Origin of the sequence: Saccharopolyspora pogona (assembly GCF_014697215.1) — a bacterium.
Classification (GTDB): domain Bacteria; phylum Actinomycetota; class Actinomycetes; order Mycobacteriales; family Pseudonocardiaceae; genus Saccharopolyspora; species Saccharopolyspora hattusasensis.
Genome location: NZ_CP031142.1, coordinates 665,381 through 690,544, shown reverse-complemented (window position 1 = coordinate 690,544; position 25,164 = coordinate 665,381). Strand labels below are relative to the sequence as shown.

The window sequence follows — 25,164 nt, the reverse complement described above, 5'->3', positions numbered from 1 at the left end:
GCACGCCTCGCGGGCTGGCGCGGCGTGATCTGATGCCCCAGCCGCCCGGCAGCGGCACGCTCGCCCAGCAGTTACGCGCGCTCGAACACCGCCAACCCCCCGGTCGTGCGGGGCAAGGTCCGCGAGGCGACCGGCCAGTACCTCACCAAGCGGGCCGAAGCGAAAGCCGAACGCCAGAAGCACCCCTACCCGCCGCCCCACACGTGACCTGTGCATATGAAGGAGGCCCGCGATGCCCGAGCCCGAATCGCCCACCGACGAATCGGCTGCGACATTTGCATGAGGGCGCACGACATCGCAGCAGCGAAAGGCCATCGCGGTACCCGCCGGGGCGATCACCGATGCGCTCAGGCTGGGCTGACCCAGCAGCCCGCATCGCGAGCTGTTCAAGGCCATCCGAAACACGGAAAACCTCCCGATCGACCACACGTCGATCACCGGGACCGTCGACGAAGAACTGGCGGACATCCTGATCTACGTGTGCGCGATCGCCAACCGACGGAACATCGACCTCGACGAAGCGCTACGAAACAAGGAACTCCGCAACGAAACGCGCGTCTGGGCGTAAAGGAGCGCGTCGGCATCGGGGGTCTCGGGCACGATCACGTCCATGTCTGCCGTAGAGGACGTAGACAAGGCACTGAGCTTCGTGCTGGGCAAGCTCGCCGAAGCAACAGAACAGCTCAGCACGGCGCAGGCCGCCCTGGAGGAGAGCGTCATCGATCTCTCGGTGCTCGACAGCACCAACGACGACGAGGCGCAACAAGCCCTTGCGTACCACAAAAAAAGCGGCGACCAGCTCACCCACGCCCAACAGGTCCTGCACCGCTGTACCGAACAGATCAAGCAATACCAGCCCCGCGTTGCGACGAGCCCAACACCAAGTACCCCGCCGCGAGGGCCGACCGCCCGACCTGACAGAACGCGATCATCCGTTCCATGCCCTGCCTGGGACAACGTCGCGGGCGAGAAGCCGAACCTGGCAGACGTCAGCGCGGAACCGCGCCGAAACTACATCCTTGACGGCGACGGCCTCGGTGGTGGGGGGCATGTCGCAGGTACGGGCCTGCCGAACAAGATGGAATTCCCCAAGGCTTGGGACGATGACCAAATCATCAACTCGATTGAGGACGTGGCAAAAAATCCGGATCGCCCGCCTGAACTTCAGGAGAACGGTCGCTGGCGAGTTGAAGGCACTAGAGACGGCGTGGACATCAGAGTGGTTGTGGACAAGTCTGGGCAGGTACGTACCGCGCATCCTGTTGGGGGCGAGGGAGTCATCCAGAACGACGTGCACGGCAATCCCATTCCAACTGAGCCAAAAAGGCGATAACGAACAATGGACCTGGTTAAGCTGAGCCGAGACTCACAGTCGCTACTCGAACGGCTGGCGGATCGCTTTCCGCCCGATCAACTGAGAATGTGCCGGGAATCCGGCAAGGGCGGCGAGTGGAACGAGATGGTGGACATCATGTGCGCGGTACTGGTCAAACGGAACGTCCCAGTTACTCAGGATGAGCGGGACGCTTTGGCCGACTTGCTCGCCATGTATCCAGTCCCTGTCGAGGGCTACGACTACATCAACAAGCGCGACGAGATACTGGCCACGCTCACGGTCACCCCCGGAACTGACTGACGCTGATCGACCAGTGTCGGCGTCCGCTTCGATACCCTCCGCTGCTGAACCCCCGGCGCGCGCCCCGCGCCGGGGGTTCTCGCTGATCAGAGCCGCAATGTTTGTGATCTTGCGTGTAGCAGCCGGGTAGCATAAACGCAGGGGCAAAGCCCTTACCAGCACAAATAGATACCGATCAACCACCGGCCGAGCGCTAGCCTAAGCAGGGCCTACAGACCCCCTGTGACCAGCACAGAAAGCGTTTGCACAGCAAACGGCGGCGCGCTTTGAAGTGAAGGGCGCTTTTCGCAGGTCCGCGTTGGGACCGGTCGTGACCTGCACGGATGCCGGTGATACGTGGGACGTGCCCCACGGATTGCCCCATGAGATCGTCTTCCGTGCTCGACGCGGCCGTCCCACGCGGGCTAGCGTGCCCCTCTGGTCGTGCATGGCGCTGAACCTTACGAGAGAGGTTCAGCGATGAGTAAGCAGGTGTGGGCCGAGGAACTTCCCTCCGGCAACTACTCCGGCCGGTACCGGCACCCGATCACGGGCCGCAAGGAACGCGCCGGATCGTTCCCCGGCGAAGACGAAGCGCTCGCCGCCGCCCGTAAGGCGGTGCGGGAGCTCGTTCGCATCTACAGCGGCGACCCGGACGTCTCGCCGGTCTCCGGCGCGCCGACGCTCGCGGAGTACGCGCACGAGGCGATCGACGCGCTTCCGCACGTGCGCCCGTCGACCCGCAAGACGTACCACTCGGTTGCTCGTCAGGTGGTGAAGCACTTCGGCGACCGCATCCGTGTCGATCAGATCGACGAGCAAGCGGTTCGGGGGATGGTCGCCGCGTGCAACCGGGCCGGGTTGAAGCACTCGACCTGTGAGGCGCGGGTGACCGTGCTTGGCCACATCGTGGACCAGGCGGGTCGGGAGGGGTACACGTCGGTCCGCTCCGTGGACTGGCAGATCCCGTTGCCGACCGAGGTGCACCGCCAGCGGGAACTACTCGAAGACGACACGATCGGGCTGCTGACGTGCGCCATGCCGTACCGGTTGTGGGTGGCGATCCTGGTCTCTCGTGACACGGGACTACGGATCTCCGAGGTTGCCGGGCTGCGGGTGCAGGACGTGAACCTCGTCCGCCGACAGATCCGGTTGGTCGGCTCGTTCGATCCTGACGGCGTGTGGCGCGAGCACGCGAAGGGCCACCGGGCCGGGATCGAGCTCCCGTTGACGCTGCGGCTGACGGCGGCACTGGATCACCACTTCCGTAACAACGTCCGCGACGGGCAGGTGTGGGTGTTCGCCGACGCCGACGGCGAGCCGGTCGGCATCCGGAACATGCGGAACGCGTTCGACCGGGCGCGGGTGGTGGCGGGCGTTCCTGACGCCGTGTGGCATGACATGCGGCGGACGCTGCTGACGACGCTGTCCGACGCGGGCGCGCCGCTTCAGCACTTGCAGGCGTTGGCCGGGCACGCCAACCCGAAGACGACCCGGAACTACATTCAGCGGGTCCGCGCTGAGGATCTGGCCAAGTGGACGGACACCATTGACGAGCCGCCTACGCCGCCGGCGTTGCGGAAGAGGCGGGCGCCTTGAGCAAGCGCCCGCCTTTCCGCAAGGCCGGAGGCGCCGACCCGCTGCACATGATCTCCGGGTCCGCCGAATTCGGACAGGTCGTGCGTTCGGCAATCGGATTCGCTCACGACACCGATGCCGACGACGGAACGTGCGTGCTGTCGCTGATCAAAACCAACATCGCCCCGCAGGGGTTGACCAGCATCCTCTACCGGATCGAACCGGCCGTTGTGGACACTCCGGAAGGCCCGACCGACGTCGGCCGATTCGTCCCGCTTGGCGACACCACGCAGACCATCGGCGAACTACTCAACCACGCCCCGGAAACCTCAGAGGAACGCTCGGAGAAGTCCGAGGCGGTCGAGTGGCTCCGCGCCTACCTCACCGCCGGGAACCGGGGCGGCGAAGCCGAAGCGGGCGAGGTACTCAAGGCAGCCGAACGCGACGGGTTCCGTCGACACATAATCCAACGCGCCCGCGCCAAAGCAGGCGTTACCACCCGCAAAGGTGACACAGCGTGGTTGTGGTCATACTCGCCCACCGCCGAGCAAGATGACACCCGGATTCAAGATGACAACCGAGAAAACGCTGTGAACTGTGAAGATGACAAGGTGACACGTTCCGCCTTAGAGGCGTCATCTTCGTCATCTTGTCACCTTGTCCCCTCCGCGAGTCCGCAAGCGTCATCAGTCCGGTTGCGTTCCGTAACCGAAGATCCCGGCTGTGATCAGTACGGTGCGACCCCGTCGGCTATCTCCGGCAGCAAGCGACTGTGCGCCGACCATGCCCCCGATCGCCACGCCGCCTAACCGTCCACACAGGAGGTGTATCCCGATGACAACGGAAAGCCGTCAGTCCACAACAGACACCAGATCACCGCCGGCCGTTTCTCGGCCGTCTGTCCACACCAGCCGCGCTGGATGGCCCACACGGCTTGTACCTGCCAGCGCCCGCGACACCGAACGCGGATGGCGACCAGTACCAAGGAGGTATCGCCGATGACCGATCCACAAGAGACGCCCGAGACCGAATTCGGCCGGATGATCGCCGACGCCGTCGGAACGAAACCAGACCTCGCCGCCGAGCTCCGCCGCCGCTTCGACGGCGAGCCCGAACCGACCGACGAGCAACACCAGCGCCGCCAGGCCGCCGACGACATCCGCGCCGCCCTCGACGAAGCCAGGAGCCGCGATGCAGATCGACCGTCGTGAGCTCGACCGGCTCGTCCGTGAACGCCGCGACGCCAACCGCCGCCGCAACCGTGACCCCGCATCCGAAGCGTTCGCCGAGTCGCTCCTTGGCACGCTTCACCGAAACGGACTCCTCGACGATTCGGAGCCGCGACCACCCGACGACGGAGATCCCCGCTCCGAAGCCCAACAGTTCGGCGACGTACTCGACCAGATCCGCCGACAGATCAAGGAGAACTGACCCATGTTCCCCAACGAACGCGAAATGACCGCCGACCTACTCGTCCGAGCCTTCCGAAACGCCGAGATCAACCTCGACCGGCTCGACGGGCTCGGTGACGCGCTCGCCATGAATGACGCACTCGGCACCGTCCCCGTGAAGTCACCCTCCGATGTGGACGCGCTTCTCGCCGAAGTCCACGGCGGGACCATCCGACCCGACCAGCTCGCCGGACGCGTGCACGACACCGCGTTCCGCGAAGTCGACCAAACCGTCTACGGCCGCGTGCGCTCGGCGTCTCCGACCGGATCGCCGCCCGCACCCTTGGCGCGTTCCGAGCCAACCTCGACGAGATCCATCGCCAGCTCGACGAGCGGTTCACCACTACCGCCGCCCGCCTGGCGACCGCCGTCGACCAGCTCGGGGGCATCAGCGAGCCCGCACAAGCACTCGCCGCCGGGTGTGAGGAGTCCTGGCGTGCCGTGCACGCCGCCAGCGGTGAACTCGAAACCATCGCGACCACCGTCGGCAAGCTTCCGGACCTCGGGTGGGGCACAAGGGGAAACCAGCATCTGTGGTTCGTGGATGTGCTCGACCTCGACCAGGTCGCCGACCTCCCCACCGAACGCCCAGACGACCCGCTCGGCCGGTTCGCCGCGTGGCTACGCGCCGGATACCGGCTCGACCTCGCCGACGGGCCGACCAAGGTCAAGCGGGACACCCACGTCGGCGCGGTCAAGAACGCCGTCAGCAACCCGTTCGCCGGGCAGAAGCTCAGCGCCGGAGCGGCACGTGACGCTCAGGCGTTCAACCCGGACGGCGCGCCCGGCACCATCAGAGACGCGGGAACGGCCGTCTCCGTCGATCTCACGGCCAAGAAGCGGGAATCTAGAGGCGAAGGCGTGGGCACTGACCCCGTTTCCCCTGGTCAGCCTCCCGCGCCGGTTCTGCTGATTGATCCGTGCGAAGGTTCCATGATCCGAAAGGAGTTGCCGATGCCGGGTCCACTCCCGTCCCGAAACGGGCCGCAGAAGAAGGGACCGCGTTCGGTCAAGCAGTGGGCGACACTGCCGCGTGAGCACGACGTGACCACGCCGGAGCTCCCGAAGCGGGATCTCCCGTGGGATGCGCGCACGGTACAGTTCTGGCTGGACCTGTGGGCGTCTCCAATGGCCGCGCAGTACGACGACAGCGATCGCCACGGGCTATTCATGCTCGCGGACCTGGTCGACTCGTATTGGCGGGTCGACTGGGTGCGGGACAAGATCGCTCTTGCCGCAGAGATCCGCCTTCAGGGACAACGCTTCGGACTGTCCGCATTGGACCGTCAGCGGTTGCGCTGGGAGCTGGAACGTGCCGACGAGGCGCAGGATCGTGGTCGCTGTCGGCGTGCCCGGACGTTGACTCCGGTCGACCCGGACGACGACCCGCGTAACCTACTCGGCAAGCTGTGACGTCAACTTTGCCGGGGTTTCGCGACGGGGCGCACCAGCCGTCCGTACATACCGAACCGCCCCGACGTCGCTGCACCGGGGCGGTTCGGCTCTGACTGCTCTACTGCTTGGTCTGGTCGGCTTGTTTGCGTCGCCACTGCACGATCGCCATGTCGGCGTCGTCAGCGACGAGCCCGATCTCGTCATCGTCCGCGAGCGCTTCGAGCGCCGGGAGCGCTTCGGTCTCGTGCCCCCGGTTCAGGAGGTAAGTCGCGGCGGCGCACCGGATCGCCGGCGCCTGGTCCTGCGCGAGTAGCGGCAGGAGGACAGCGGCCGTGATCCCCTGCTTGTCCCACTCCGCGACCTGGGCATTGGTGGCGTCGGTGTGCCGGTCCGCTTCGGCGACGCTCGGCTCGTCCCCCTTCAGCGCCGCCTCTCCTGCGCGGACGTGGGCGCAGAAGTCCTCCTGCGCCTGCGTCAGCGCTTCATCGCTGGTCATCGTCTTGAACCTCCTTGAACGCCCGCCGCACCGCCCGCAGGCCCCTTCTGTACTGCTCTTCCCAACTCATGCCGTTCATGGCGTCCCTGAGAGTCATGTCGCTGTCCCGGAGCTTCCGCGAGTACCGGGCGCTGATCCTACGGTGCACCGGGACGGGCAACCAGATCATGTTGTCGGTGGTGTTGATCCGTTCCGTGGAAAACCCGCTGCGGTTTTCCTTGGACTGCGATTGCTCCACGATGTGGTGCAATTCGTGTCCCGGTTTCGGGCCGAGCGCTCGTTTCGCCGCAGTGAACGAAGGGAACGACCGTGTTCCTCCCTCCTCTTCGGCGACCGTCTTCTGAGTCGGTTGCTCCCGTTTGGCTGGTGTTGGTGCTGGTGCGGCGGGCGGCGCAGCGCTCCCGCCGTCCGTACCGCTCGCACCTCCGCCGCCCTGTTGGTGTTGCGCCGCTTCCTCGATCTTCTTCCGGAGCAGGACCAACCCACGAACGATGTCGGTTCCCGCCGTAATCAGGTGCTGTGTCTGCCCGATGATGTCGGAATCCGGACCGGTGATTTCGGCGACCTGATCCCGAACCGCTTCGAGCTCGTCGCAGAGCTGATTCGCTGCCCCAAGAGGTACGGACTTGGCGGCGGACCGAAGTTGCTCCGCCCGGTCGCCGACCGTCTCACCGCTCATCCTTGCTGGTGGTAGGGGGCCTTCTCGACGATCATCAAACGGAGTTGCTCAAGACCGGCCGCAAGCTGGTTGATCTCATTCGACACAGCGCCGATCTGCCCGTGCAGCTCTTGAGCTGTGGCGGTGTCGCCGAGAATTCCGGCCACCTGCTGCTGAATTCCTTCGAGTTGTCCCTTTAATTCCTGCGCGGCATTCACCGGGACCTGTTCGGACAATGCCTGCAACTGCCCTGCTTGTTCCGCAATGGACACACGAACTCACTTCGTCGAATTGGTTAGGGAACCGGTCAGGGAGTACGGCGGGCGGTATCAGCACTCCCTGACCGGCAGGTGGACAGGATGACCGTCGACGATCAGGTGGACCTTACGATCCAGGTGACGGGTCAGCCGGTCCAGGAACGGCACGAACACGCTGGCGTTGAACGAGCCGGTGTAGACGGTGAAGTACAGCTCGCCCTTGTTACCGATCGCGCACATGGCGTTCACGCTGAACCGTTTGCCGGTCTTGCCCACCACCGGTGATTGGCCGACCGGTGCCCAGGTCCGGCCCACTGCGGCATCCGAGCGGATCCCGGTCTGGTCCAGCCACAAGATCACCGCGCCCTCGCGGCGGGCGCGGGCGGCGATGGCCGGATAGTCCTCCTCCAGCCATCGGCGCACGGCCTCGGGGTCCTGCTCGTAGGCCCTGCGGATCGGTTTCTGCGGCGACAATCCCCAGGAACGCAGATAGTTGCCGACGGTGCGCAAACTCAACACGACGCCGTGCCGCACCCGGATCAACTCGGCCACCGCCTTGCGGGTCCACACCACCCCAGCCAGCCCGAACGTGGCCGGGGTGTGCTCGGCCACCGCATACCGCAGCTTGCGCTGCCGGCGGGCACTCAACGCTTTCTGCTCACCAGGCCTGCGACCCCGCCGACGCCCGTCAAGACCCTTCGAACCCTGTTTCCGCCACACCTGCACCCATCTGGACACCGACTGCGGCGCTACCGCGAACACCCGCGCCGCCTCGACCTGCGTCATCCCACCATGGACAGCCGCGACCACCCTACGCCGCAGATCCTCCTGCGCCTCAGGCGATAACCTCCGCGCATCCCGCACACCAGCGATCATGCCAGACCAACGAAGATCACACCCTTAAGTTCCCGATCAATAACAGCAGATCAGCAGCGTATAGACTATGCATGACCAAAACGCCGGTCACACCACCCGTGACCAGCGTTTTCCCAGGTCAGCGCCAAGCCACGTAGGAAAAGGGCACCTTTCGCCAACTTGCTTGGCAGAAGGCGGCAGGAACGCGCACCCAAGGAGCTGGGCAAGTTCCCCAAGGCTCGTCACTCGGAGCTCAGCCCCCGCACTGTCGGGCTGTCCGACGAGCACGAGGCCCATTCCGAGTCCGAAGTGGACTGGTCACGCTGTCCTCCGGTTTCAATTGGAACTGCGGCCCCAACGGGCACTCCGTACCTCGCGCTCGGTCGCTGTTCAGCGGAGCGCAGTCGCGATCATCGCGATGAGGACGATCACTAGGAGGACGAGGTAGGCGATCGCGTGGATGCGGTCGGGGATCTTCCCGACGACTCGTTTGGTGAGCGCGATCGTCGGCAGGGAGCCGCAGAGCAGGGCCGCCGCGACGACGAAGTTGACGTGGCCGAGCTGACCGGGGTAGGCGGCGGCCGGCGTGGCGAGGGCGTACACGGCGGTTCCCGCGACCGCTACGGGGATGCTGAGCGGGTTCGCCATCGCGGCGGCATCGGCCATGGGGAGCCCCCTGCGCCGGAGCAGCGGCACCGTCATGACGCTCCCGCCGACGCCGAGGAAACTGGCGACCGCACCGATCCCCATCCCACCGAGGGTCGAGGCGACCCTGCCGAGCGGTTTCCCGCCCGAACCCTGGCGCCGGGCGTTGTCGAGGAATCCACTTCGGGCGATGCTGTCGACGATGGTGATCGCGAGGTAGACGATGAACAGGACGTGCAAGACGGAGTCGGGTGCCCAGTTCGCGGCTACCGCTCCGATCACCGCGCCGAGGGCGATGAATTCGATCAGCGGGTGGAGTTGATCCCCGTGCAGGCGACCGGACCGGGCCTGGGCGATGGTCGCGGATGACGCGTTGACGATCATCACCGCGGTCGAGGTCGCCACGGCGGTGTGCATCGCGTCGGCACCGGTCGTGGCGGCGACGACCGCGAACACGACCGGGACGATGATGAAGCCGCCGCCGAATCCGAACAGGACCGTGGTCACGCCGGTCAGGCAGCCGAATCCGAGCAGCACGAGGAAGGAGACGAGCACACGGCCACGGTAGGCCCCCACTGGATGGCGCACTATCGATGCCACGCCACTTTCATTCGAGTTCGCGCCAAAGGTTGGGTTAGCGTGGTGCGATGCGGAACGTGCCGGTGGACGAGGTGGACTGGATCGACCGCGCCGTCCTAGCGATCGGGACCGACTACCCGCCCCGGCACCTGCTGGCGTTCCACCGGCACCGCCGCGCGCAGCTCCTCTACGGGGCGACCGGGACCATGCAAGTCGAGACGGCCGACGGCAGCTGGACGGTCCCGCCCCGCCGAGCAGTGCTGATCCCGCCGGGCACGGACCACCAAGTGCTGATGGACGACGTCAGCACTCGCAGCCTCTACCTCGAACCGTCCGCCGTGCCGTGGTTCCCGCCGCGCTGTCGGGTCGTGGACGTCTCACCGCTGCTGCGTGAACTCCTGCTCGCCGCGGTGGACGTGCCGCCCGAATACGACAGGCACGGCCGCGACGGTGCGCTGCTGGAGCTGATCCTCCACGAAATCCGGAACCTGGCGCCGCTTCCGTTCGACCTGCCCCTGCCCGCCCGAGCAGATCTCCGGAACCTCTGCGAGGCGTTCCAGGCCGCGCCGAACATCCGGGAGGCACCGGCCGAATGGGCTGCCGACCTGGGCATCAGCGCGCGGACATTCAACAGGGTGTTCCGCGCCGAAACCGGGCTCAGCTTCCAGCAATGGCGACAGCGCGCTTGCGTCCTCCACGCCATCCGGCTGCTCTCCGCCGGAAGGACCGTCACCCAGGTCGCGGCGGCGCTCGCGTACGACACCCCGGCCGGCTTCTCCGTCATGTTCCGCAAGCAGAGCGGAACTACCCCGAGCTCATTCCAGCCGCGCTGATCCGTTGGCGCTCGGCGCACCCCGCCCAGACGAGCTTGTCCCAGATCTTGGCGATGTCGCTGGGATCTTCACCGAGCAGCGCCGGGGCGATCTCGCGGGCACGCCACCGGCGGTGACTACGCAGAGGCGGCGCAGCTGCTGGCGGTCCTGGCGCTGAAGGCGGGGCGGATCTTGTTCGACGGGTGGCCGACGGGTGTCGAGGTCGGGCACGCGATGGTCCACGGTGGACCGATCCCGGCGACCTCGGACTCCCGCACCACCTCGGTGGGCACGCACGCGATCGAGCGGTTCCTGCGCCCGGTGGCTTACCAGGACGTCCCCGCCGCCCTGCTGCCGGAAGCGATCGCCGACGGTAACCCCGACGGGCTGTGGCGCCGGATCGACGGCGAGTTCGGCAGGCGCTGGACGACGGGACGCATGACGCGGTCGTAGTGCTCCGGAGGTGCTTCGCCGCCCATCTCGGTTGACACTCCGGTCCAGTTCCGAATTCCCGACCGACGGAGTGGACCAGTGAGCCTAGACGACGCACGCGCGGTGGCCGACGCCGTTCTGTTCGAAGGATATCTGCTGTACCCGTACCGGGCTTCGGCGTTGAAGAACCGGATGCGCTGGCAGTTCGGCGTGCTGGCACCGCACGGCGAGGAATCCGAACCCTCGTTCGCCCGCACGGAGTGCTTGCTCGTCGCGCAGCCGGGCGCGGAACTCGAAGTGCTGGTGCGCTGCCTGCAATTGCGCACTCGCAAGGCTGAACCCGATTGGGACGAAGGCGGCCTGCGCGAGATCGTTGCGACGGTCAAACTCGATCGACACGACGTTGCAGCGGATATCCCGTTCGAACTGCCGGGCGGCGAGAACGAGCGCGAACGCTGGCTGCCCCTGCGTGGGACGATCGGCATCCGCACGACTTCGATCGGGGGAGGTTTGCAGCGCCTGGCGGTCGTGGTCGAGAACCAGACGCAGCGGAACCCCCGTTCGCACGCGACGCGCGAAGGCATGCTGCGGAGCTCGCTGGTTTCGGCGCACACCGTGCTTGCGGTGCGCGGCGGGCATTTCATCTCGCTGCTGGATCCACCCGAAGGCGTTCGCGAGGCCGCGCAAGCGTGCCGCAACGAGCACACCTGGCCGGTGCTCGTCGGGGAGCAGGGGCGACGAGACGTGGTGTTGTCCGCGCCGATCATCCTCTACGACTACCCGGCGATCGCTCCGCAGAGCCCGGGAGATCTGTTCGATGCCACGGAGATCGACGAAATCCTCATGCTGCGCACGATGACGCTCACCGATGACGAGAAGCGCGAGGCCCGGGAAACCGATCCCAAGGCCGCGGAGATCATCGACCGCGCGGAGCGGCTCTCCGCGGAGCAGCTCTCCCGGTTGCACGGCACCATGCGCTACCCGGACGGCCATCGATGACGGGACCGCGGATCCTGATCGCAGGGGTGGGAAACGTGTTCCTCGGCGACGACGGTTTCGGCGTCGCGGTCGCCGACCGGCTGGCCTGCGAACCACCGGAGGGCGCTCGGGTCGCGGACTTCGGAATCCGCGGCATGCACCTGGCGTACGAACTCATGGACGGGTACGACCTGCTGATCCTCGTCGACGCGGTGGCGCGCGGCGAGGAACCCGGAACCGTCTCGGTCATCGAACCGGACCTGGCGGCGATCGAGCCCGCCGCCGGCGTGGACAGCCACGGCATGAACCCGGACGCGGTCCTCGCCTGCTGCAAGGGCTTCGGCGTGCCGCTGGGCCGCGTCCTGGTCGTCGGGTGCGAACCCGCGGACTGCTCGTGCCGGTGGGGGCTCACCGAACGGGTGGCCGAATCCGTCGGATCAGCCGAGAGAACCGTGCGGAACCTGGTCGCCGACGCGATCGACGCCGGAACCCGAACCACCGGGTAGCGCATGATCCTGGTGCTGCGCCGGGCACATGGACTTACGGTGGCGGCGGGCCTCGCCGCCACGGTCGGCCGTCAGGGGGAGCCGACGTTGCGAAGTGGTTGGCGGGAACCGGAGATCCGGAGTGGCATATGAGTGCTGCGTCGACGCCGTCGAACATAGACGAGGTCCACATCCTGTGGACCTCGGAGGGCATGAGCTGCGATGGCGACACCGTGTCGGTGACCAACGCGACGCTGCCCAGCATCGAGGACGTGGTGCTGGGCGCGGTCCCGGGAATACCGAAGGTGCACCTGCACAACAAGGTGCTGGCCTACGAGACCGGCGCGGACTTCATGGCCGCGTTCCACCAGGCCGACCGCGACGAGCTTGGCCCGTTCATCCTGGTCGTGGAGGGTTCTATCCCCAACGAGCGGATCAACGGCGACGGCTACTGGACGTCCATGGGCAACGATCCCGAAACCGGCGAACCGAGAACCGTCAACGAGTGGCTCGACCGGCTCGCGCCCAAGGCGTGGGCGGTGCTGGCGGCGGGCACCTGCGCGACCTACGGCGGCATCCACGCCATGGCCGGCAATCCGACTGGGTGCATGGGCCTGGCCGACTACCTCGGGGCGGACTTCCGCTCCGCCGGCGGGCTGCCGATCGTCAACGTGCCCGGCTGCCCGGTGCAACCGGACAACTTCATGGAGACCTTGCTGTGGTTGCTGCACCAGGCCGCCGGGCTGGCGCCGACCATCCCGCTGGACGAGCAACTGCGTCCGACGTGGCTGTTCGGCAAGACCGTCCACGAGGGCTGCGACCGCGCCGGCTACTACGAGCAAGCCGACTTCGCGCGCGACTACAACTCGCCGAAGTGCCAGGTGAAGATCGGCTGCTGGGGACCGGTGGTCAACTGCAACGTCACCAAGCGAGGCTGGATGGACGGCATCGGCGGCTGCCCCAACGTGGGCGGGATCTGCATCGGCTGCACGATGCCGGGATTCCCGGACAAGTTCATGCCGTTCATGGACGAGCCGCCCGGCGGCAGCTTCTCGTCTGGCCTGCTGCGGGCGTACGGGCCGCTGGTCCGGACCTTGCGGAGCATCACCAACCACAGTGCGAACCGAGAACCGAAGTGGCGGCACAACCGGGCCGAACTGACCAGCGGCTTCCAGCCGCGGTAGCAGAGGTGGAGGTAGCAGCGGCATGAGCGCGCAACAGCGGAACCTCGTCGAGGTGGAGTTCGATCCGATCACCCGGATCATCGGCAATCTCGGCATCTACACCAAAGTGGACTTCGACAACAGCGAGGTCGTCGAGTGCCGCAGCACCTCATCGCTGTTCCGCGGGTACAGCGTGTTCATGAAGGGCAAGGACCCGCGCGACGCCCACTTCATCACCAGCCGGATCTGCGGGATCTGCGGGGACAACCACGCGGTGTGCTCGATCTACGCGCAGAACATGGCCTACGGCGTCAAGACCCCACCGCTGGGCGAGTGGATCATCAACCTCGGCGAGGCGGCGGAGTTCATGTTCGACCACACGATCTTCCAGGACAACATGGTCTTCGTCGACTACTGCGAGAAGATGGTGTCGGAGACCAACCCGTCGCTGCTCAAGCGGGCCGAGCAGACCGATGCGCCGCGCGGGAACGTCCACGGCCACCGCACAATCGCCGACATCATGCGGTCGTTCAACCCCTTCGAAGGCGAGACCTACAAGGCCGCGCTGGAGATGTCGCGCGTGACGCGCGAGATGTGCTGCCTGATGGAAGGGCGGCACGTGCACCCGTCGACGCTTTACCCGGGTGGGGTCGGCACGGTCGCCACCCCGCAGCTGTTCACCGACTACCAGGTGCGGCTGGTGCGGGTGCTGGACTTCATCAAGCGCGCGGTCGCGATGAACGACGACGTGTTCGACTTCTTCTACGAAGCCCTGCCCGGCTACGAGGAGGTCGGCCGGCGCCGCACCTTGCTGGGCTGTTGGGGGTGCTTCCAGGATCCCGAAGTCGTCGACTATGACTACCGGAACATGAGCGAGTGGGGACGCGCGATGTTCGTGACCCCGGGGATCGTGGTCGACAACGAACTGCTGACCACCGATCTGGTCGATATCAACCTGGGCATGCGCATCCTGCTGGGCAGCTCCTACTACGAGGACTGGGCGAACGAACAGACGTTCGTGGACCGGGACCCGCTGGGGAACCCGGTCGACCAGCGCCACCCCTGGAACCAGACGACGGTCCCCCAGCCGCAGAAACGCGATCTCGACGGCGGGAAGTACAGCTGGGTGATGAGTCCGCGCTGGTTCGACGAGCGCTCCGGCGACCACCTCGCACTGGACACCGGCGGCGGTCCGATCGCGCGGCTGTGGGCCACCGCGCTCGCCGGGCGTGTCAACACTCCTTACGTGCGCTCCACGGGGCACAGCGTGCAAATCGACCTGGCCAAGGGGCAGTCGCTTCCGGACATGCAGCTGGAATGGCGCCCGCCGCAGTTCCCCAACACGTTGGAGCGCAACCGGGCGCGGATGTACTTCGTGGCCTACGCCGCCGGGATGGCGCAGTACTTCCTGGACCGCGCGCTGGCCGAAGTGCGGTCCGGCAACACCAAGGTGTTCGAGGACTTCAACGTGCCCGACGAGGCGATCGGCGTCGGCTTCCACGAAGCGGTCCGCGGTGTGCTGTCGCACCACTTGGTGATCCGGGACGGCAAGATCGCGAACTACCACCCGTACCCGCCGACGCCGTGGAACGCGAGCCCGCGCGACAGCTACGGCACACCCGGCCCGTACGAGGACGCCGTGCAGGGCCAACCGATCTTCGAGGAGAACGGGCGCGACGACTTCAAGGGCATCGACATCATGCGGACCGTGCGCAGCTTCGACCCGTGCCTGCCTTGCGGTGTGCACATGTACCTGGGTGGCGGGCGGGTGCTCGAACGAACGCACTCGCCGATGTTCGGCGCGGGCTCCTGACCATGCCTTGGGACGCCGAGCAGGTCCGCGACGAGATCGTGCGCGCCGAGACGTTGCTCTCCGACCTGGGGTCCGGGGTGGAACCGGTCGCGGGCACGCATGCGATCGAGGCCGTGCAGGCAGTCGTCGGTCTGTACGGGGAATGCCTGGCGCGGTTGCTGCGGCACATCGAGCAGGCCGGGCACCCCGAAGTCCTCGCCGACGTCGCCCGCGACGAACTGGTCTCGCACCTGCTGCTGGTGCACGACCTGCATCCGGTCGGCATCGAGGACCGGATCGGCACCGCGCTGGCCGAGGTGGAGGACGCTTTCGAACCCGGTTCCCTCGATCTGCTCGACGTGCAGGACGGCGTTGCCCGAATCCGCGTGGCGGTTCGCGGCTGCCAGTCCACGGCGGCGCGGATGCGCACCTCCGTAGAAGAGGCGGTGATGGCGGCGGCACCGGAACTCGAAAGCGTGGAGATCGACGCCGCCGCGCCGCAGCCGTCCACCGTCATTCCCGTCGAGGACCTGTTCGCGACCGGGCGACTGGCCGGGGAGAGGTGAGCACGATGCCCTCGACGTTGCGGCAGCTCGCCCACCGCAGGCCCGCGCCGAGGGCCGGGCCCGCCGAGCGCTGCGATCTCTGCTCCGACCAGCTGCCCGACCAGCACAGCCACCTGCTCAACACCGCCACCCGCGCCCTGTCGTGCAGCTGTCCTGCGTGCAGCGTGCTGTTCGATCACCAGGCCGCCGGTGGTGGGCACTACCGCCGCATCCGCTCACGACCGCGACCGCTACCCGAGTTCGTGCTCGACGACGTGGCGTGGGCCCAGTTCGGCATCCCAGTCGGGTTGGCGTTCTTCGTGCACAACGCCGAAAGCGATCGCGTCACCGCGTTCTACCCCAACCCGGTCGGCACCATGCGCGCCTCCGTCGATCCGGGCAGCTGGCGGTCGTTGGTCGAAGCGAACCCCGAGCTGCCCACGCTGGAAAGCGACGTCGAGGCGCTGCTGATCGATCGGCTCAGCAGTGGGCCGGTGGCGTGGCTGCTGCCGCTGGACGAGTGCTACCGGCTGGTTGCGCTCCTGCGCACGCATTGGCGTGGTTTCAGCGGCGGCGACGAGGTCTGGCGACAGGTCTCCGAGTTCTTCGCGAACCTGCACCAGGGCAGAGCCTGAGGAGGAAACGTGATCAAGGTCGGCAAACCACAAGTGCACCGCGACACTCCCGCGCACGTCCCGGGCGTTGAGCAGGGCAACCAGGTCGGGCACTACCAACGCCAGCCCGGACACCACCCGGATGGGACGTCGACGGCCCGCCGGTCCACCGGGATCGGAGCCGCGCGGCACAACCCCATCCTGTCGTCGATGCCAAACCTCTCACCCGCTTGACCGATTCCTGCCTAAAGGACCGGAATTCCCTTCGGCCTCGCGGCCGAAAGTTCCTGCTTCACAGCCAGCCGCCCCGTCTGGGAGGACTCCCGTTGAGGTCTTACACCAGCTCCACAGGCCGATACCGCCAGCCCGGCGGCCATTATGTTCTTCGCACCATTCACGTCCCGGTCTGGGGAGATGGGACGCATCGTGGTGAGCGTGTAAACGCGAGATCGACTTCTCCCCACCCCAAAGGGCTGGGTTTCCGGAGATCGGAGTCTTGATGACGGCACCCAGCGCCATGCCGGAACTGGCCTTCGCCGTCACCGGGGCGGAACCGGTGCGCATGGCCGCAGTGCCCGCGCTGAGCTTCGAGCTCCACGTGCGCCGGGTCGGGGGCGGCTCCGTCCGGTCCATCAACCTCACCACGGCGATCCGCATCGCTGCGGCCCGCCGCCGCTACCGCGCCGCGGAGCAGGACGAGCTCGTGGAGCTCTTCGGCGTTCCCGAGCGGTGGGCGACCACGATGCGCCCGCTGCCCTGGGCGCGCCTGACCACCGTCGTCGGACCTTTCGACGACGACGTCGTGGTGCCGTTGCAGCTCGTCTGCACCGACGATGTCGAACTCGCGGTCGCCAAGTATTTCCACGCGGTGCGCGATGCCGCCGTGCCGCTGGATTTCCTGTTCAGCGGCACGATCTTCCACCTAGGTCCGGACGAGCGGTTGCGGACCGCGCAGATCGACTGGTCCCAGGACACGACCTTCGACTTGGCGGCGGGCCTGTGGCACGAGGCGCTCGGCGGAACCCGATGGGTGCGGATGTCCGAGGACAGCTTCTCGCGGCTGCACGACTACCGGCGTGCGCGGGCCCTCGGCACGTGGGACGAGACGATCAGCGCGCTGCTGGCGCGCACCGAACAGGACGTTTCGTGAGCCCGGGCGCGGATTCGGTGCCGACCAGCGGAATGCGGGTGCGCCTGCGGCCAACACGTCGCGCCGACATCGTGGACATCGCTCTCGCGGGCAGGCTCGCCGAGGTCGAAGGCGTCGAGCACGGTGCGGACGGCCGGATCTACGTGATCGTGTCCCTGCTCGGTGACACCGCGGTGGACCTCGGACCGATGAGCCAGCTCGGTCACCGGTTCTTCTTCTCCCCCGAAGAACTCGAACTGCTGCCCGGCGGAAGCGCGCGCCGGGTCCTGGTCGCGGGGGTCGGCGACATTTTCAGCTCCGGCGGAGGCCGAGCGCATCGGATCACCGAAGACCTGCGCAGGTCGGACCTTCCACCAGGCGTGCGCGTCGCGAACTTCGGGATCCGGTGGCAGGATTTGCTTCGCTCGCTGGAGGATTGCGACGCTGCGGTTCTGCTGTGCGCCGGTGCTGCCGGCGAAGTCCGTTCGATCGAGATCGCAGATCTGCCGGGGTTCGCCCACTCGGGTGCGCAGCTTCAGCCCGCCGTGGCACACCGGTGCGAGCGGATCGCCTCGGTCGGCTGCGGTGGAACCGGTGGCGCTGGTCCGGCTGGGCGAGCACTGGCCATCGAGGCAGTCATGTCCGTTGTGGACGATCTATTGGCTGATCGAGCTTTCGAGGGAGGAACCGTCGATGAAGGATGACATCCATGTGCCGCGCACGGCCGTCCGCGTGGCACTCGGCGTGCTGGCCGCGGTCGCGGCGGTGGTTCTCGCGCTGCAGGTGCCCGCGATCACGAGGTACGTGAAAGCTGCTCGAATGTGATTGCAGGGCAAGCAGATCAAGTTGTGCGCCGCTCATGACCGCCCTTAGCGTTGGTACGCCGCACGATCGCGAATGAGGATGTGACCCCGATGCCGTGGTCCGGACAAGCAGCTGCTCGTGCCGTCGACGAGATCTTCGAACGACGGGTGCCGCCGCTGCAGACTCTCGTCGGAGACGCCGAACGCGTCGCCCGCGCATGCCATGCGATGGCCACCCGGTTCCACGCGGGCGGCAAGCTCATCGTGTTCGGCAACGGCGGGCCGAGCACGGACGCCCAGCACGTGGCCGTCGAGTTCGTCCACCCGGTGATCGTGGGCAAGAAGGCGCTTCCGGCGATCTCGCTGACCGCGGACGTCGCGACGGTGACCGGGGTGGCCACCGGCGAGGGGCTGGACGAGGTGTTCGCCCACCAGGTCCGGCACCTGGCCGACCCGGAGGACATCGCCCTGGGCATCTCCACCGACGGCAACTGCGGGAACGTCCTGCGCGGCCTGGCCGTGGCCCGTGATCGAGGCCTGCTGACCGTCGGGCTGGCGGGCGGCGGCGGTGGGCGCATCGCCCGTACGGGCCTCGACCACGTGCTGATCGCCGATGCGGTCGATCCGCGGGTCGTCAAGGAGGCGCACGTGACCATGTACCACGTGCTGTGGGAGCTCGTGCACGTGTTCTTCGAACACCCGGGGGCGTTGCAGCAGGGGGTGAGCGCATGACATCCGAAGATCCGGGGGAAACCTGCCGCGGCGATTCCTGCGTGACCTGTTCGGATGGGGCAACGGAAGTCCGGGTGCTGCGGCTGCTGGGCGACGAACTCGCCGCCGTGGCCACCGATTCGGGTGAAGAAGTGGTCAGCGTCGCCCTGGTTCCGGCTCGTCCCGGTGACACGGTGCTGGTCCACGCCGGTGAGTCGATCGCGATCGTGGAGGAGTGACCGCCGTGAGTTCAGGTGCCGATGCTGTCGAGTCGCTGTACCCGTTCTTGTCGACATCGGACGGCGACGTCGATGCGGTGCTCGCCGAAGTGCGCCAGTCCACGCAGGACAAGGCGCGGGAGATCATGCAGTTGCGCGAGGCGGTCAAGCAGGGGTACCGCGACGAGATCGTCGCGTGCTCGTCGGCGATGGCCGAGCGGTTCGCCCGCGGTGGGCGGCTGCTCACCTTCGGCAACGGCGGCAGCTCCACCGATGCGCAAGACCTTGCCAGCCTCTTCCTGAACCCGGGCGCTACCGCACCTGCGCTGCCCGCGATCGGGTTGACCAGCGATATCGCGGTGGTCACCGCCCTGTCCAACGACATCGGGTTTGAAGTGGTGTTCGCCCGCCAGATCGGCGCCTTCGGCCGCCGCGACGACATCGCGGTGGGGCTGTCCACCAGCGGGAACTCGCCGAACCTGCTGCGGGCGTTCGAAGAAGCGGCGCGACGCGGATTGCTCACCATCGGGATAGCCGGCGACAAGGGCGGCCGGATGGCCGAGTCCGAGCACATCGACCACCTTTTCGTGGTGCCGTCCGCCTCGGTGCACCGCATCCAGGAAGCGCAGACCACGCTCTACCACGCGCTGTGGGAGATGACCCTGCTGACGCTGCACGGGACGGGAGGAGCGGCCGATGTGCCTCGCGATCCCCGGTGAAGTCCTCGAGATCCTGCCGGACCGCCCGGATCTGGCCAAGGTCGAAGTCAGCGGCGTCCGCCGCAACATCAACGTCAGCCTCCTCGGCAGACCACCCGAGCCGGGCGAGTGGATCCTGATCCACGTCGGCTTCGCACTGTCCACAATAGACGATGCCGAAGCGCGCGCGGTGCTGGAGTTCCTGGAGGGCTTGGGGCAGACCTACACCGACGAGATCGATGCGCTGCAGGACTCCCGCATCGAATGACTGATTCCGCCACCCGCACCGCTATGCAAAAAGAGACTGGAAAACGCTCAAGGGGGTCGGATGCGATTCGTCGACGAGTACCGGGACGCGGACAAGGCGCGGGCGCTGGCGGCCGAGATCGCCGCGCTCTGCGAGCCGGGCCGGCAGTACAAGTTCATGGAGGTCTGCGGCGGCCACACCCACACCATCTACAAGCACGGGATCGAGGACTACCTGCCGGCGAACGTCACCCTGGTGCACGGCCCCGGGTGTCCGGTGTGCGTGATCCCGATGGGCCGGGTCGACGACGCCATCCACATCGCCCGGCAACCGGACGTTCTCATGACCTCGTTCGGCGACATGATGCGGGTACCGGGCAGCAACGGGAACTTCTTCGACTCCAACGCCGAGGACACCAACATCCGCATGGTGTACTCGCCGCTGGACTCGCTGAAGCTCGCCCGGCAGAAACCGGACCGGCACGTGGTGTTCATGGCGATCGGGTTCGAGACCACGGCCCCGTCGACGGCGATGACCCTGCTGCGCGCCGAGCAGGAGGGCCTGGAGAACTTCTCCGTCTTCGGCAACCACGTGACGATCATCCCGGCGATCAAGGCGATCCTGGACTCCCCCGACCTGCGCCTGGACGGGTTCCTCGGACCGGGGCACGTGTCGACGGTGATCGGCTGCCGGCCGTACGAGTTCATCGCCCGCGACTACGGCAAGCCCGTGGTGGTCTCGGGCTTCGAACCGCTGGACATCATGCAGTCGATCTACCTGCTGCTCAAGCAGCTCGCGGAGAACCGCTGCGAGGTCGAGAACCAGTACGCCCGCGTGGTGCCGTGGCAGGGCAACATGACCGCGCTGGAAGCGATCGCCAAGACCATGCGGCTGCGGCCGTACTTCGAGTGGCGCGGGTTGGGTTTCATCTCGCACTCCGCGCTGCGGCTCCGCGAGGCGTACGCGCGGTTCGACGCCGAACAGCGCTTCGACCTGCCCGGGGTGCGGGTGGCCGACCCCAAGGCATGCCAGTGCGGCGAGGTGCTCAAGGGCGTCCTCAAACCGTGGGAGTGCAAGGTGTTCGGCACGGCCTGCACGCCGGAAACACCGATCGGCACCTGCATGGTCTCGCCGGAAGGAGCCTGCGCCGCGTACTACAACTTCGGCCGGTTCAGCCGGGAACGCGTCAGGGAGGCGAGCCGAACATGAGCGCGGAACCCCGAGCGGAGCTGACCGACGAGCAGCGCGACCCCGAGCAGCAAGTGCTCGACCGGATCGAGAAGGCCCGCCGCCGCAAGCCGAAGGTGAAGGAGGAGCGGATCACCCTCGCCCACGGCTCCGGCGGGAAGGCGACGCAGACGCTCGTCGAGGCCGTATTCCTGGAGGCGTTCCGCAACGAATTGCTGGAACCCCTGGAGGACAGTGCGGAGCTGGCGGTGGACGGAACCCGGCTGGCTTTCACCACGGATTCGTTCGTGGTGTCGCCGCTGTTCTTTCCCGGCGGGAACATCGGCGACCTGGCCGTCAACGGCACGGTAAACGACCTCGCCGTCTCCGGCGCGACACCGCAGTACCTGTCGGCCGGTTTCCTGATCGAGGAGGGCTTCCCGGTCGCCGACCTGACCCGCATCGTCGAATCGATGTCGAAGGCGGCGCTGGCGGCCGGGGTGCGGGTGGTAACCGGCGACACGAAGGTCGTGGAGAAGGGCAAGGCGGACGGCTGCTACATCAACACCTCGGGCGTCGGCGTCCTGCGGACCGACCACCGGCTGGGCGTCAACACGGTCCGCCCGGGTGATGCCGTCCTGGTCTCGGGCCCGATCGGCGACCACGGGGTGACGGTCATGCTCGCCCGCGGCGAACTCGACATCGACTCCGACGTGGTCTCCGATACCGCACCCGTCCACCAGCTCGTCGCCGACCTGCTCGCGGCGGTTCCGGACGTCCGGGCGCTCCGCGATGCGACGAGGGGCGGTGTTGCGACGATCCTCAACGAGATCGCCCGGGCCGCGCAGGTAGCAGTCGTCGTGGACGAAGCGGAGGTACCCGTGCGCACCGAAGTGCGGGGCGTCTCGGAACTGCTGGGGATCGATCCGCTCTACGTGGCTTGCGAGGGACGCATCGTCGTAGTCGTCCCAGGTGCTCGGACCGAGGCAGCGCTGCAGGCGATGCGGGCGCATCCGCTGGGAGAACAGGCCGCGCTCATCGGACGCGTCGCGGATGACCCGCCGGGGCTGGTGCTGCTGAACACGACGTTCGGCGGCACCCGCATCGTCGATCTGCTGGTGGGCGACCCCCTCCCGCGGATCTGCTAGCCGTGCACGAGCTCGGCATCACCCAGAGCATCGTGGACGCCGTGCTGGACGCGGTCGAGGAGCCGACCATCAAATGCGTGCACCTGGAGGTCGGGCGGCTCTCCGGCGTGGTGCCCGACGCGATCCGGTTCTGCTTCGAGCTGGTGGCGGACGGCACGCGACTGGCATCGGCCCGATTGGACATCACCGAGCCGGCCGGTCGCGGCGAATGCCGTTCGTGCGGACTGGAAATCGACATGGAAGACCTGATCACGCGCTGCGCGTGCGGCAGCGTCGACATAGCGGTGCTCGCCGGACAGGAACTGCGGATCAAGACAGTGGAGGTGGGATAGATGTGCGGTACGTGCGGATGCGCCGACGAGGAATCGAAGACCATCGTCCTGGAGCAGCAGGTGCTGGCCAAGAACGACGGCCTCGCGGACGCGAACCGGAACTGGCTGCAGACCAGGGGAATCGCGATGATCAACCTGATGAGCTCGCCCGGTTCCGGCAAGACGAGCCTGCTGGCCCGAACCGCGCGCGAGTTCGACGCTGCCCCGCTCGCGGCCGTCGAGGGTGACCAGGAGACCGGCCTCGACGCGGCTCGGCTGCGGGACAGCGGCTGCCCGGTGGTGCAGATCAACACCGGTACGGGCTGCCACCTGGACGCGACGATGCTGGCCGACGGGCTGCGCGCGCTGCGGCCTCCGCACCACTCCGTGCTGTTCGTCGAGAACGTCGGGAACCTGGTGTGCCCGGCGCTTTTCGACCTCGGCGAGCAAGCCCGCGTCGTCCTCGCCTCGGTGACCGAGGGCGCGGACAAGCCGCTGAAGTACCCGCACATGTTCCGCGCGGCGGATCTGGTGCTGCTGAACAAGATCGACCTGCTGCCCCACGTCGACTTCGACGTGGCCGGCTTCATCGACGCCGCTTCGATGGCCAATCCCGGTGTCCGGGTGCAGCGCCTCTCGGTCACCACCGGCGAAGGCATCACCGAGTGGTACGACTGGCTCGGTGAACAGGCGCACGCTTAGCCCCAATCCACCGAGGCGGGTTTGAAGTGATCTTGGTTTCCTTTGTTGATCATTGTGGTGGGGTGTGGACGTGCGGAATCCGCTGGTCTGCCCAGCTTTTCCATGGTTCCTGGGTTGGGCCCTTGCGGGCGGGTTGGGGGAGGGTGATCAGGCTGTTTCGGGTGGGGCGTGGGTGGTGTGGAACAGGTGGTGCCAGTCGTGTTGGCGGGGCCAGTTTTCCGGGAGGTGCAGTGTGATCGAGCGGGCTCGTCGGGCCACCCGTGCCGGGATGTTGATCAGTGTGCGGCGCAGGGTCGCGGCGCGGGCTTTGGCGTGGAAAGCACTGGTCAGACTGCCTGCGGCGCGCAGCAGGTTGTGGGTCAGGGCGGCCAGCGTCAGCCAGGCGGCGTTGGCGCTGAAGACCCCGGATGGGATGTGGGCCAGCGGGCCGTGTTTGAGGTCGTCGTTGACATGTTCGATGATCGCGTGCGCACGGTGGGTTTTCTCCGCCTCGACCAGCGGCTGGCTGCTGGTGGTGAAGCAGGCGTGATACCGCCAGACGGGAAACAGGGCATCAGCGTGGTTTTTGTCTTTGACCCTGCGCACGATCAACCGACCAGCCACCCGATGGGCTTTATCGCTGGCGAAGGCGGTGAATTCGGTTTCCGCGATCTCGGCGTCACTGACCCAGGACTGGCTGGCCTCGTCCCAGACGGCCTGGGGATACTTGATCGCCGTCCACGCGTCCTCGGCGATGCCGGCGATCGCGCGCTGCACGTTCGGATACTGCGCCACCGTGATCGACACCTCCACACCTTGCGCCCGGCAGGCGGAGACGACTTCGCCTACGTAGAAGGCGGAATCACCGCGAAACAGCATCCGGCCCGGCCCGGCGCCGCACCGCCGTGCAAGGTTGATCGTCTCGGTGACCAACGACGCCGCACCCCGCGCCGAGCCGGCGTTGCCGCCACGCATCCTCGTGGCGGCAACCACCGGCGCCGATCGGGGCGTGGACAGCGTGGTCAGCAGCGGGTGGTAACCCCGCAGCCGCACATTGTGGCCGCCGATCTTGGTGTGCCCGAACGCCGCACCCTGCTTCGCGTGGCCGAACACCCTGCCCAGGGTGGAATCAGCATCGATGAACGTCCTCTCAGCGGCGCCGGCCAGCACCGGAGTCTGCCGGGCCATGCCCACCAGGCACTCCCGCGCGGCCGACTCCACCTGCCGGGCATGCCCCCACGTCAAAGCACGCAGAAACGTGCCCACAGTGGACGGTGCCCGGATCCCGCCGAACAACTTCGGCATCGCCCCATGCCGGATCACATCGAGATCATCAATGCTGTCGGCGCCGGTGAGCATCCCGGCCACGATCGAGCCCACCTTCGCATCCGCATTCGCACCCTCCGAACCGGGAACCCGGACACCCTCGGCGACAAGCTCGGACAACCCGACGCGTTCGGCCAACCGCATCACCGGAACCAGCCCCGCCGAAGCCACCAGATTCGCATCGTCGAACACCGCGCTCACCCGCGCAGCACTATGAGAAGATCGCACCTGCGAGATGCCCTTCCAATCCATGTTGATCGATCCCTACGCAAGATCAATCATCCCAGGTCAGAAGGGCATCTCGTGCTCTCGCCACCGAACCGTTACCCAAGATCATCGGTGGATTGGGGCTTAGGAGTGGTTTTAGAACGGCTT

General features: G+C 67.0%; 34 protein-coding genes. 27 read left to right on the top strand and 7 right to left on the bottom strand.

Annotated elements, in window-relative coordinates:
* Positions 1-610: 610 nt before the first annotated feature.
* From DL519_RS02685 to DL519_RS02660, 6 genes are all read left to right on the top strand, one after another.
* On the top strand, positions 611-1,333 hold the full coding sequence (locus DL519_RS02685; protein WP_190812736.1) for an EndoU domain-containing protein: 723 nt from the start codon (positions 611-613) through the stop codon (positions 1,331-1,333).
* Positions 1,334-1,339: 6 nt separating this feature from the next.
* On the top strand, positions 1,340-1,636 hold the full coding sequence (locus DL519_RS02680; RefSeq protein ID WP_190812735.1) for a hypothetical protein: 297 nt from the start codon (positions 1,340-1,342) through the stop codon (positions 1,634-1,636).
* A 459-nt stretch (positions 1,637-2,095) separates the two neighbouring features.
* Complete coding sequence (locus DL519_RS02675; protein ID WP_190812734.1) at positions 2,096-3,214, top strand: tyrosine-type recombinase/integrase; 1,119 nt, start codon at positions 2,096-2,098, stop codon at positions 3,212-3,214.
* The gene (locus tag DL519_RS02670) at positions 3,211-4,002 is read left to right on the top strand and encodes a hypothetical protein (RefSeq protein WP_223838375.1); all 792 of its coding nucleotides are present in this window, start codon (positions 3,211-3,213) and stop codon (positions 4,000-4,002) included. Before DL519_RS02675 ends, DL519_RS02670 begins: the two co-directional genes overlap by 4 nt.
* Before the next feature lie 189 nt (positions 4,003-4,191).
* Positions 4,192-4,404 carry a hypothetical protein gene (locus DL519_RS02665; RefSeq protein WP_190812732.1) on the top strand — a complete coding sequence of 71 codons (213 nt, stop codon included), beginning with the start codon at positions 4,192-4,194 and terminating at the stop codon, positions 4,402-4,404.
* The gene (locus tag DL519_RS02660; RefSeq protein ID WP_190812731.1) at positions 4,385-4,624 is read left to right on the top strand and encodes a hypothetical protein; all 240 of its coding nucleotides are present in this window, start codon (positions 4,385-4,387) and stop codon (positions 4,622-4,624) included. The genes DL519_RS02665 and DL519_RS02660 overlap by 20 nt, the downstream gene beginning before the upstream one ends.
* Before the next feature lie 254 nt (positions 4,625-4,878).
* On the opposite strand, the gene DL519_RS02655 is transcribed toward DL519_RS02660, so the two are convergent.
* Positions 4,879-5,091: a hypothetical protein gene (locus tag DL519_RS02655; RefSeq protein WP_190812730.1), complete on the bottom strand. Its 213-nt coding sequence runs from the start codon at positions 5,089-5,091 to the stop codon at positions 4,879-4,881.
* On the opposite strand from DL519_RS02655, the gene DL519_RS02650 reads away from it, so the two are divergent.
* On the top strand, positions 5,086-6,057 hold the full coding sequence (locus DL519_RS02650) for a phage terminase small subunit (RefSeq protein ID WP_190812729.1): 972 nt from the start codon (positions 5,086-5,088) through the stop codon (positions 6,055-6,057). The two genes, DL519_RS02655 and DL519_RS02650, sit on opposite strands and share 6 nt — an antisense overlap.
* Positions 6,058-6,157: 100 nt before the next feature.
* On the opposite strand, the gene DL519_RS02645 is transcribed toward DL519_RS02650, so the two are convergent.
* From DL519_RS02645 to DL519_RS02625, 5 genes are all read right to left on the bottom strand, one after another.
* Positions 6,158-6,535, bottom strand: a complete 378-nt coding sequence (locus DL519_RS02645) for a hypothetical protein (protein ID WP_190812728.1) — start codon at positions 6,533-6,535, stop codon at positions 6,158-6,160.
* The gene (locus DL519_RS02640; protein ID WP_190812727.1) at positions 6,522-7,214 is read right to left on the bottom strand and encodes an AHH domain-containing protein; all 693 of its coding nucleotides are present in this window, start codon (positions 7,212-7,214) and stop codon (positions 6,522-6,524) included. The genes DL519_RS02645 and DL519_RS02640 overlap by 14 nt, the downstream gene beginning before the upstream one ends.
* Positions 7,211-7,465 carry a hypothetical protein gene (locus tag DL519_RS02635; protein ID WP_190812726.1) on the bottom strand — a complete coding sequence of 85 codons (255 nt, stop codon included), beginning with the start codon at positions 7,463-7,465 and terminating at the stop codon, positions 7,211-7,213. The genes DL519_RS02640 and DL519_RS02635 overlap by 4 nt, the downstream gene beginning before the upstream one ends.
* 57 nt (positions 7,466-7,522) lie before the next feature.
* The gene (locus tag DL519_RS02630; protein WP_223838374.1) at positions 7,523-8,326 is read right to left on the bottom strand and encodes an IS630 family transposase; all 804 of its coding nucleotides are present in this window, start codon (positions 8,324-8,326) and stop codon (positions 7,523-7,525) included.
* 369 nt (positions 8,327-8,695) lie between these two features.
* Positions 8,696-9,505: a sulfite exporter TauE/SafE family protein gene (locus tag DL519_RS02625; protein ID WP_190812724.1), complete on the bottom strand. Its 810-nt coding sequence runs from the start codon at positions 9,503-9,505 to the stop codon at positions 8,696-8,698.
* Between the two features lie 92 nt (positions 9,506-9,597).
* Here DL519_RS02625 and DL519_RS02620 point away from each other — a divergent pair, with 92 nt between their 5' ends.
* The 20 genes from DL519_RS02620 to hypB all read left to right on the top strand — a co-directional run bounded on the left by DL519_RS02620 (position 9,598) and on the right by hypB (position 23,484).
* Positions 9,598-10,362, top strand: a complete 765-nt coding sequence (locus DL519_RS02620; protein WP_190812723.1) for an AraC family transcriptional regulator — start codon at positions 9,598-9,600, stop codon at positions 10,360-10,362.
* A gap of 171 nt (positions 10,363-10,533) precedes the next feature.
* Complete coding sequence (locus tag DL519_RS02615; protein ID WP_397544922.1) at positions 10,534-10,794, top strand: hypothetical protein; 261 nt, start codon at positions 10,534-10,536, stop codon at positions 10,792-10,794.
* Between the two features lie 78 nt (positions 10,795-10,872).
* Positions 10,873-11,772, top strand: coding sequence for a hypothetical protein (locus tag DL519_RS02610; protein ID WP_223838373.1), 900 nt, complete (start codon positions 10,873-10,875; stop codon positions 11,770-11,772).
* Positions 11,769-12,257 carry a hydrogenase maturation protease gene (locus DL519_RS02605; RefSeq protein ID WP_190812722.1) on the top strand — a complete coding sequence of 163 codons (489 nt, stop codon included), beginning with the start codon at positions 11,769-11,771 and terminating at the stop codon, positions 12,255-12,257. The genes DL519_RS02610 and DL519_RS02605 overlap by 4 nt, the downstream gene beginning before the upstream one ends.
* Positions 12,258-12,385: 128 nt before the next feature.
* Complete coding sequence (locus DL519_RS02600) at positions 12,386-13,420, top strand: NADH-quinone oxidoreductase subunit B family protein (RefSeq protein ID WP_190812721.1); 1,035 nt, start codon at positions 12,386-12,388, stop codon at positions 13,418-13,420.
* A 22-nt stretch (positions 13,421-13,442) separates the two neighbouring features.
* Positions 13,443-15,212 carry a nickel-dependent hydrogenase large subunit gene (locus DL519_RS02595; RefSeq protein WP_190812720.1) on the top strand — a complete coding sequence of 590 codons (1,770 nt, stop codon included), beginning with the start codon at positions 13,443-13,445 and terminating at the stop codon, positions 15,210-15,212.
* Positions 15,213-15,214: 2 nt separating this feature from the next.
* Positions 15,215-15,757 carry a nitrogen fixation protein NifU gene (locus DL519_RS02590; RefSeq protein WP_190812719.1) on the top strand — a complete coding sequence of 181 codons (543 nt, stop codon included), beginning with the start codon at positions 15,215-15,217 and terminating at the stop codon, positions 15,755-15,757.
* 5 nt (positions 15,758-15,762) lie between these two features.
* Positions 15,763-16,371 (top strand): DUF5947 family protein, encoded by a 609-nt coding sequence (locus tag DL519_RS02585; RefSeq protein ID WP_223838372.1) that lies wholly within the window; start codon positions 15,763-15,765, stop codon positions 16,369-16,371.
* Positions 16,372-16,380: 9 nt separating this feature from the next.
* Entirely contained in the window at positions 16,381-16,584 is a 204-nt protein-coding gene (locus DL519_RS02580; protein ID WP_190812717.1) for a hypothetical protein, read from the top strand.
* A gap of 265 nt (positions 16,585-16,849) precedes the next feature.
* On the top strand, positions 16,850-17,500 hold the full coding sequence (locus DL519_RS02575; protein WP_223838371.1) for a DUF6084 family protein: 651 nt from the start codon (positions 16,850-16,852) through the stop codon (positions 17,498-17,500).
* Positions 17,497-18,183 (top strand): hypothetical protein, encoded by a 687-nt coding sequence (locus tag DL519_RS02570; protein ID WP_190812716.1) that lies wholly within the window; start codon positions 17,497-17,499, stop codon positions 18,181-18,183. Before DL519_RS02575 ends, DL519_RS02570 begins: the two co-directional genes overlap by 4 nt.
* Entirely contained in the window at positions 18,173-18,304 is a 132-nt protein-coding gene (locus DL519_RS48315; RefSeq protein ID WP_263399560.1) for a hypothetical protein, read from the top strand. Before DL519_RS02570 ends, DL519_RS48315 begins: the two co-directional genes overlap by 11 nt.
* An 89-nt stretch (positions 18,305-18,393) precedes the next feature.
* Positions 18,394-19,014, top strand: a complete 621-nt coding sequence (locus tag DL519_RS02565) for a D-sedoheptulose-7-phosphate isomerase (protein WP_190812715.1) — start codon at positions 18,394-18,396, stop codon at positions 19,012-19,014.
* Positions 19,011-19,232, top strand: coding sequence for a HypC/HybG/HupF family hydrogenase formation chaperone (locus DL519_RS02560; protein ID WP_190812714.1), 222 nt, complete (start codon positions 19,011-19,013; stop codon positions 19,230-19,232). Before DL519_RS02565 ends, DL519_RS02560 begins: the two co-directional genes overlap by 4 nt.
* On the top strand, positions 19,229-19,930 hold the full coding sequence (locus DL519_RS02555) for a D-sedoheptulose-7-phosphate isomerase (RefSeq protein ID WP_190812713.1): 702 nt from the start codon (positions 19,229-19,231) through the stop codon (positions 19,928-19,930). Before DL519_RS02560 ends, DL519_RS02555 begins: the two co-directional genes overlap by 4 nt.
* The gene (locus tag DL519_RS02550) at positions 19,908-20,177 is read left to right on the top strand and encodes a HypC/HybG/HupF family hydrogenase formation chaperone (protein ID WP_190812712.1); all 270 of its coding nucleotides are present in this window, start codon (positions 19,908-19,910) and stop codon (positions 20,175-20,177) included. Before DL519_RS02555 ends, DL519_RS02550 begins: the two co-directional genes overlap by 23 nt.
* Positions 20,178-20,237: 60 nt before the next feature.
* Positions 20,238-21,365, top strand: coding sequence for a hydrogenase formation protein HypD (gene hypD / locus DL519_RS02545; protein WP_190812711.1), 1,128 nt, complete (start codon positions 20,238-20,240; stop codon positions 21,363-21,365).
* On the top strand, positions 21,362-22,471 hold the full coding sequence (gene hypE / locus DL519_RS02540) for a hydrogenase expression/formation protein HypE (protein ID WP_223838370.1): 1,110 nt from the start codon (positions 21,362-21,364) through the stop codon (positions 22,469-22,471). The genes hypD and hypE overlap by 4 nt, the downstream gene beginning before the upstream one ends.
* 2 nt (positions 22,472-22,473) lie before the next feature.
* Positions 22,474-22,803: a hydrogenase maturation nickel metallochaperone HypA/HybF gene (locus DL519_RS02535; protein WP_190812710.1), complete on the top strand. Its 330-nt coding sequence runs from the start codon at positions 22,474-22,476 to the stop codon at positions 22,801-22,803.
* Entirely contained in the window at positions 22,804-23,484 is a 681-nt protein-coding gene (gene hypB / locus DL519_RS02530; RefSeq protein ID WP_190812709.1) for a hydrogenase nickel incorporation protein HypB, read from the top strand.
* A gap of 147 nt (positions 23,485-23,631) precedes the next feature.
* Here the strand turns inward: hypB and DL519_RS02525 are convergent, their stop codons facing one another.
* Entirely contained in the window at positions 23,632-25,017 is a 1,386-nt protein-coding gene (locus DL519_RS02525; RefSeq protein WP_397545032.1) for an IS1380 family transposase, read from the bottom strand.
* Positions 25,018-25,164 lie beyond the last annotated feature (147 nt).

Coding starts and splice junctions, on each gene's coding strand:
- DL519_RS02680 (WP_190812735.1), top strand. CDS start 1,340: ATGGACCTGGTTAAGCTGAGCCGAGACTCACAGTCGCTACTCGAACGG.
- hypD (WP_190812711.1), top strand. CDS start 20,238: ATGCGATTCGTCGACGAGTACCGGGACGCGGACAAGGCGCGGGCGCTG.
- hypB (WP_190812709.1), top strand. CDS start 22,804: ATGTGCGGTACGTGCGGATGCGCCGACGAGGAATCGAAGACCATCGTC.
- DL519_RS02665 (WP_190812732.1), top strand. CDS start 4,192: ATGACCGATCCACAAGAGACGCCCGAGACCGAATTCGGCCGGATGATC.
- DL519_RS02565 (WP_190812715.1), top strand. CDS start 18,394: ATGCCGTGGTCCGGACAAGCAGCTGCTCGTGCCGTCGACGAGATCTTC.
- DL519_RS02575 (WP_223838371.1), top strand. CDS start 16,850: ATGACGGCACCCAGCGCCATGCCGGAACTGGCCTTCGCCGTCACCGGG.
- DL519_RS02550 (WP_190812712.1), top strand. CDS start 19,908: ATGTGCCTCGCGATCCCCGGTGAAGTCCTCGAGATCCTGCCGGACCGC.
- DL519_RS02595 (WP_190812720.1), top strand. CDS start 13,443: ATGAGCGCGCAACAGCGGAACCTCGTCGAGGTGGAGTTCGATCCGATC.
- DL519_RS02585 (WP_223838372.1), top strand. CDS start 15,763: ATGCCCTCGACGTTGCGGCAGCTCGCCCACCGCAGGCCCGCGCCGAGG.
- hypE (WP_223838370.1), top strand. CDS start 21,362: ATGAGCGCGGAACCCCGAGCGGAGCTGACCGACGAGCAGCGCGACCCC.
- DL519_RS02675 (WP_190812734.1), top strand. CDS start 2,096: ATGAGTAAGCAGGTGTGGGCCGAGGAACTTCCCTCCGGCAACTACTCC.
- DL519_RS02645 (WP_190812728.1), bottom strand. CDS start 6,535: ATGACCAGCGATGAAGCGCTGACGCAGGCGCAGGAGGACTTCTGCGCC.
- DL519_RS02590 (WP_190812719.1), top strand. CDS start 15,215: ATGCCTTGGGACGCCGAGCAGGTCCGCGACGAGATCGTGCGCGCCGAG.
- DL519_RS02600 (WP_190812721.1), top strand. CDS start 12,386: ATGAGTGCTGCGTCGACGCCGTCGAACATAGACGAGGTCCACATCCTG.
- DL519_RS02685 (WP_190812736.1), top strand. CDS start 611: ATGTCTGCCGTAGAGGACGTAGACAAGGCACTGAGCTTCGTGCTGGGC.
- DL519_RS02630 (WP_223838374.1), bottom strand. CDS start 8,326: ATGATCGCTGGTGTGCGGGATGCGCGGAGGTTATCGCCTGAGGCGCAG.
- DL519_RS02640 (WP_190812727.1), bottom strand. CDS start 7,214: ATGAGCGGTGAGACGGTCGGCGACCGGGCGGAGCAACTTCGGTCCGCC.
- DL519_RS02660 (WP_190812731.1), top strand. CDS start 4,385: ATGCAGATCGACCGTCGTGAGCTCGACCGGCTCGTCCGTGAACGCCGC.
- DL519_RS02605 (WP_190812722.1), top strand. CDS start 11,769: ATGACGGGACCGCGGATCCTGATCGCAGGGGTGGGAAACGTGTTCCTC.
- DL519_RS48315 (WP_263399560.1), top strand. CDS start 18,173: ATGAAGGATGACATCCATGTGCCGCGCACGGCCGTCCGCGTGGCACTC.
- DL519_RS02560 (WP_190812714.1), top strand. CDS start 19,011: ATGACATCCGAAGATCCGGGGGAAACCTGCCGCGGCGATTCCTGCGTG.
- DL519_RS02620 (WP_190812723.1), top strand. CDS start 9,598: ATGCGGAACGTGCCGGTGGACGAGGTGGACTGGATCGACCGCGCCGTC.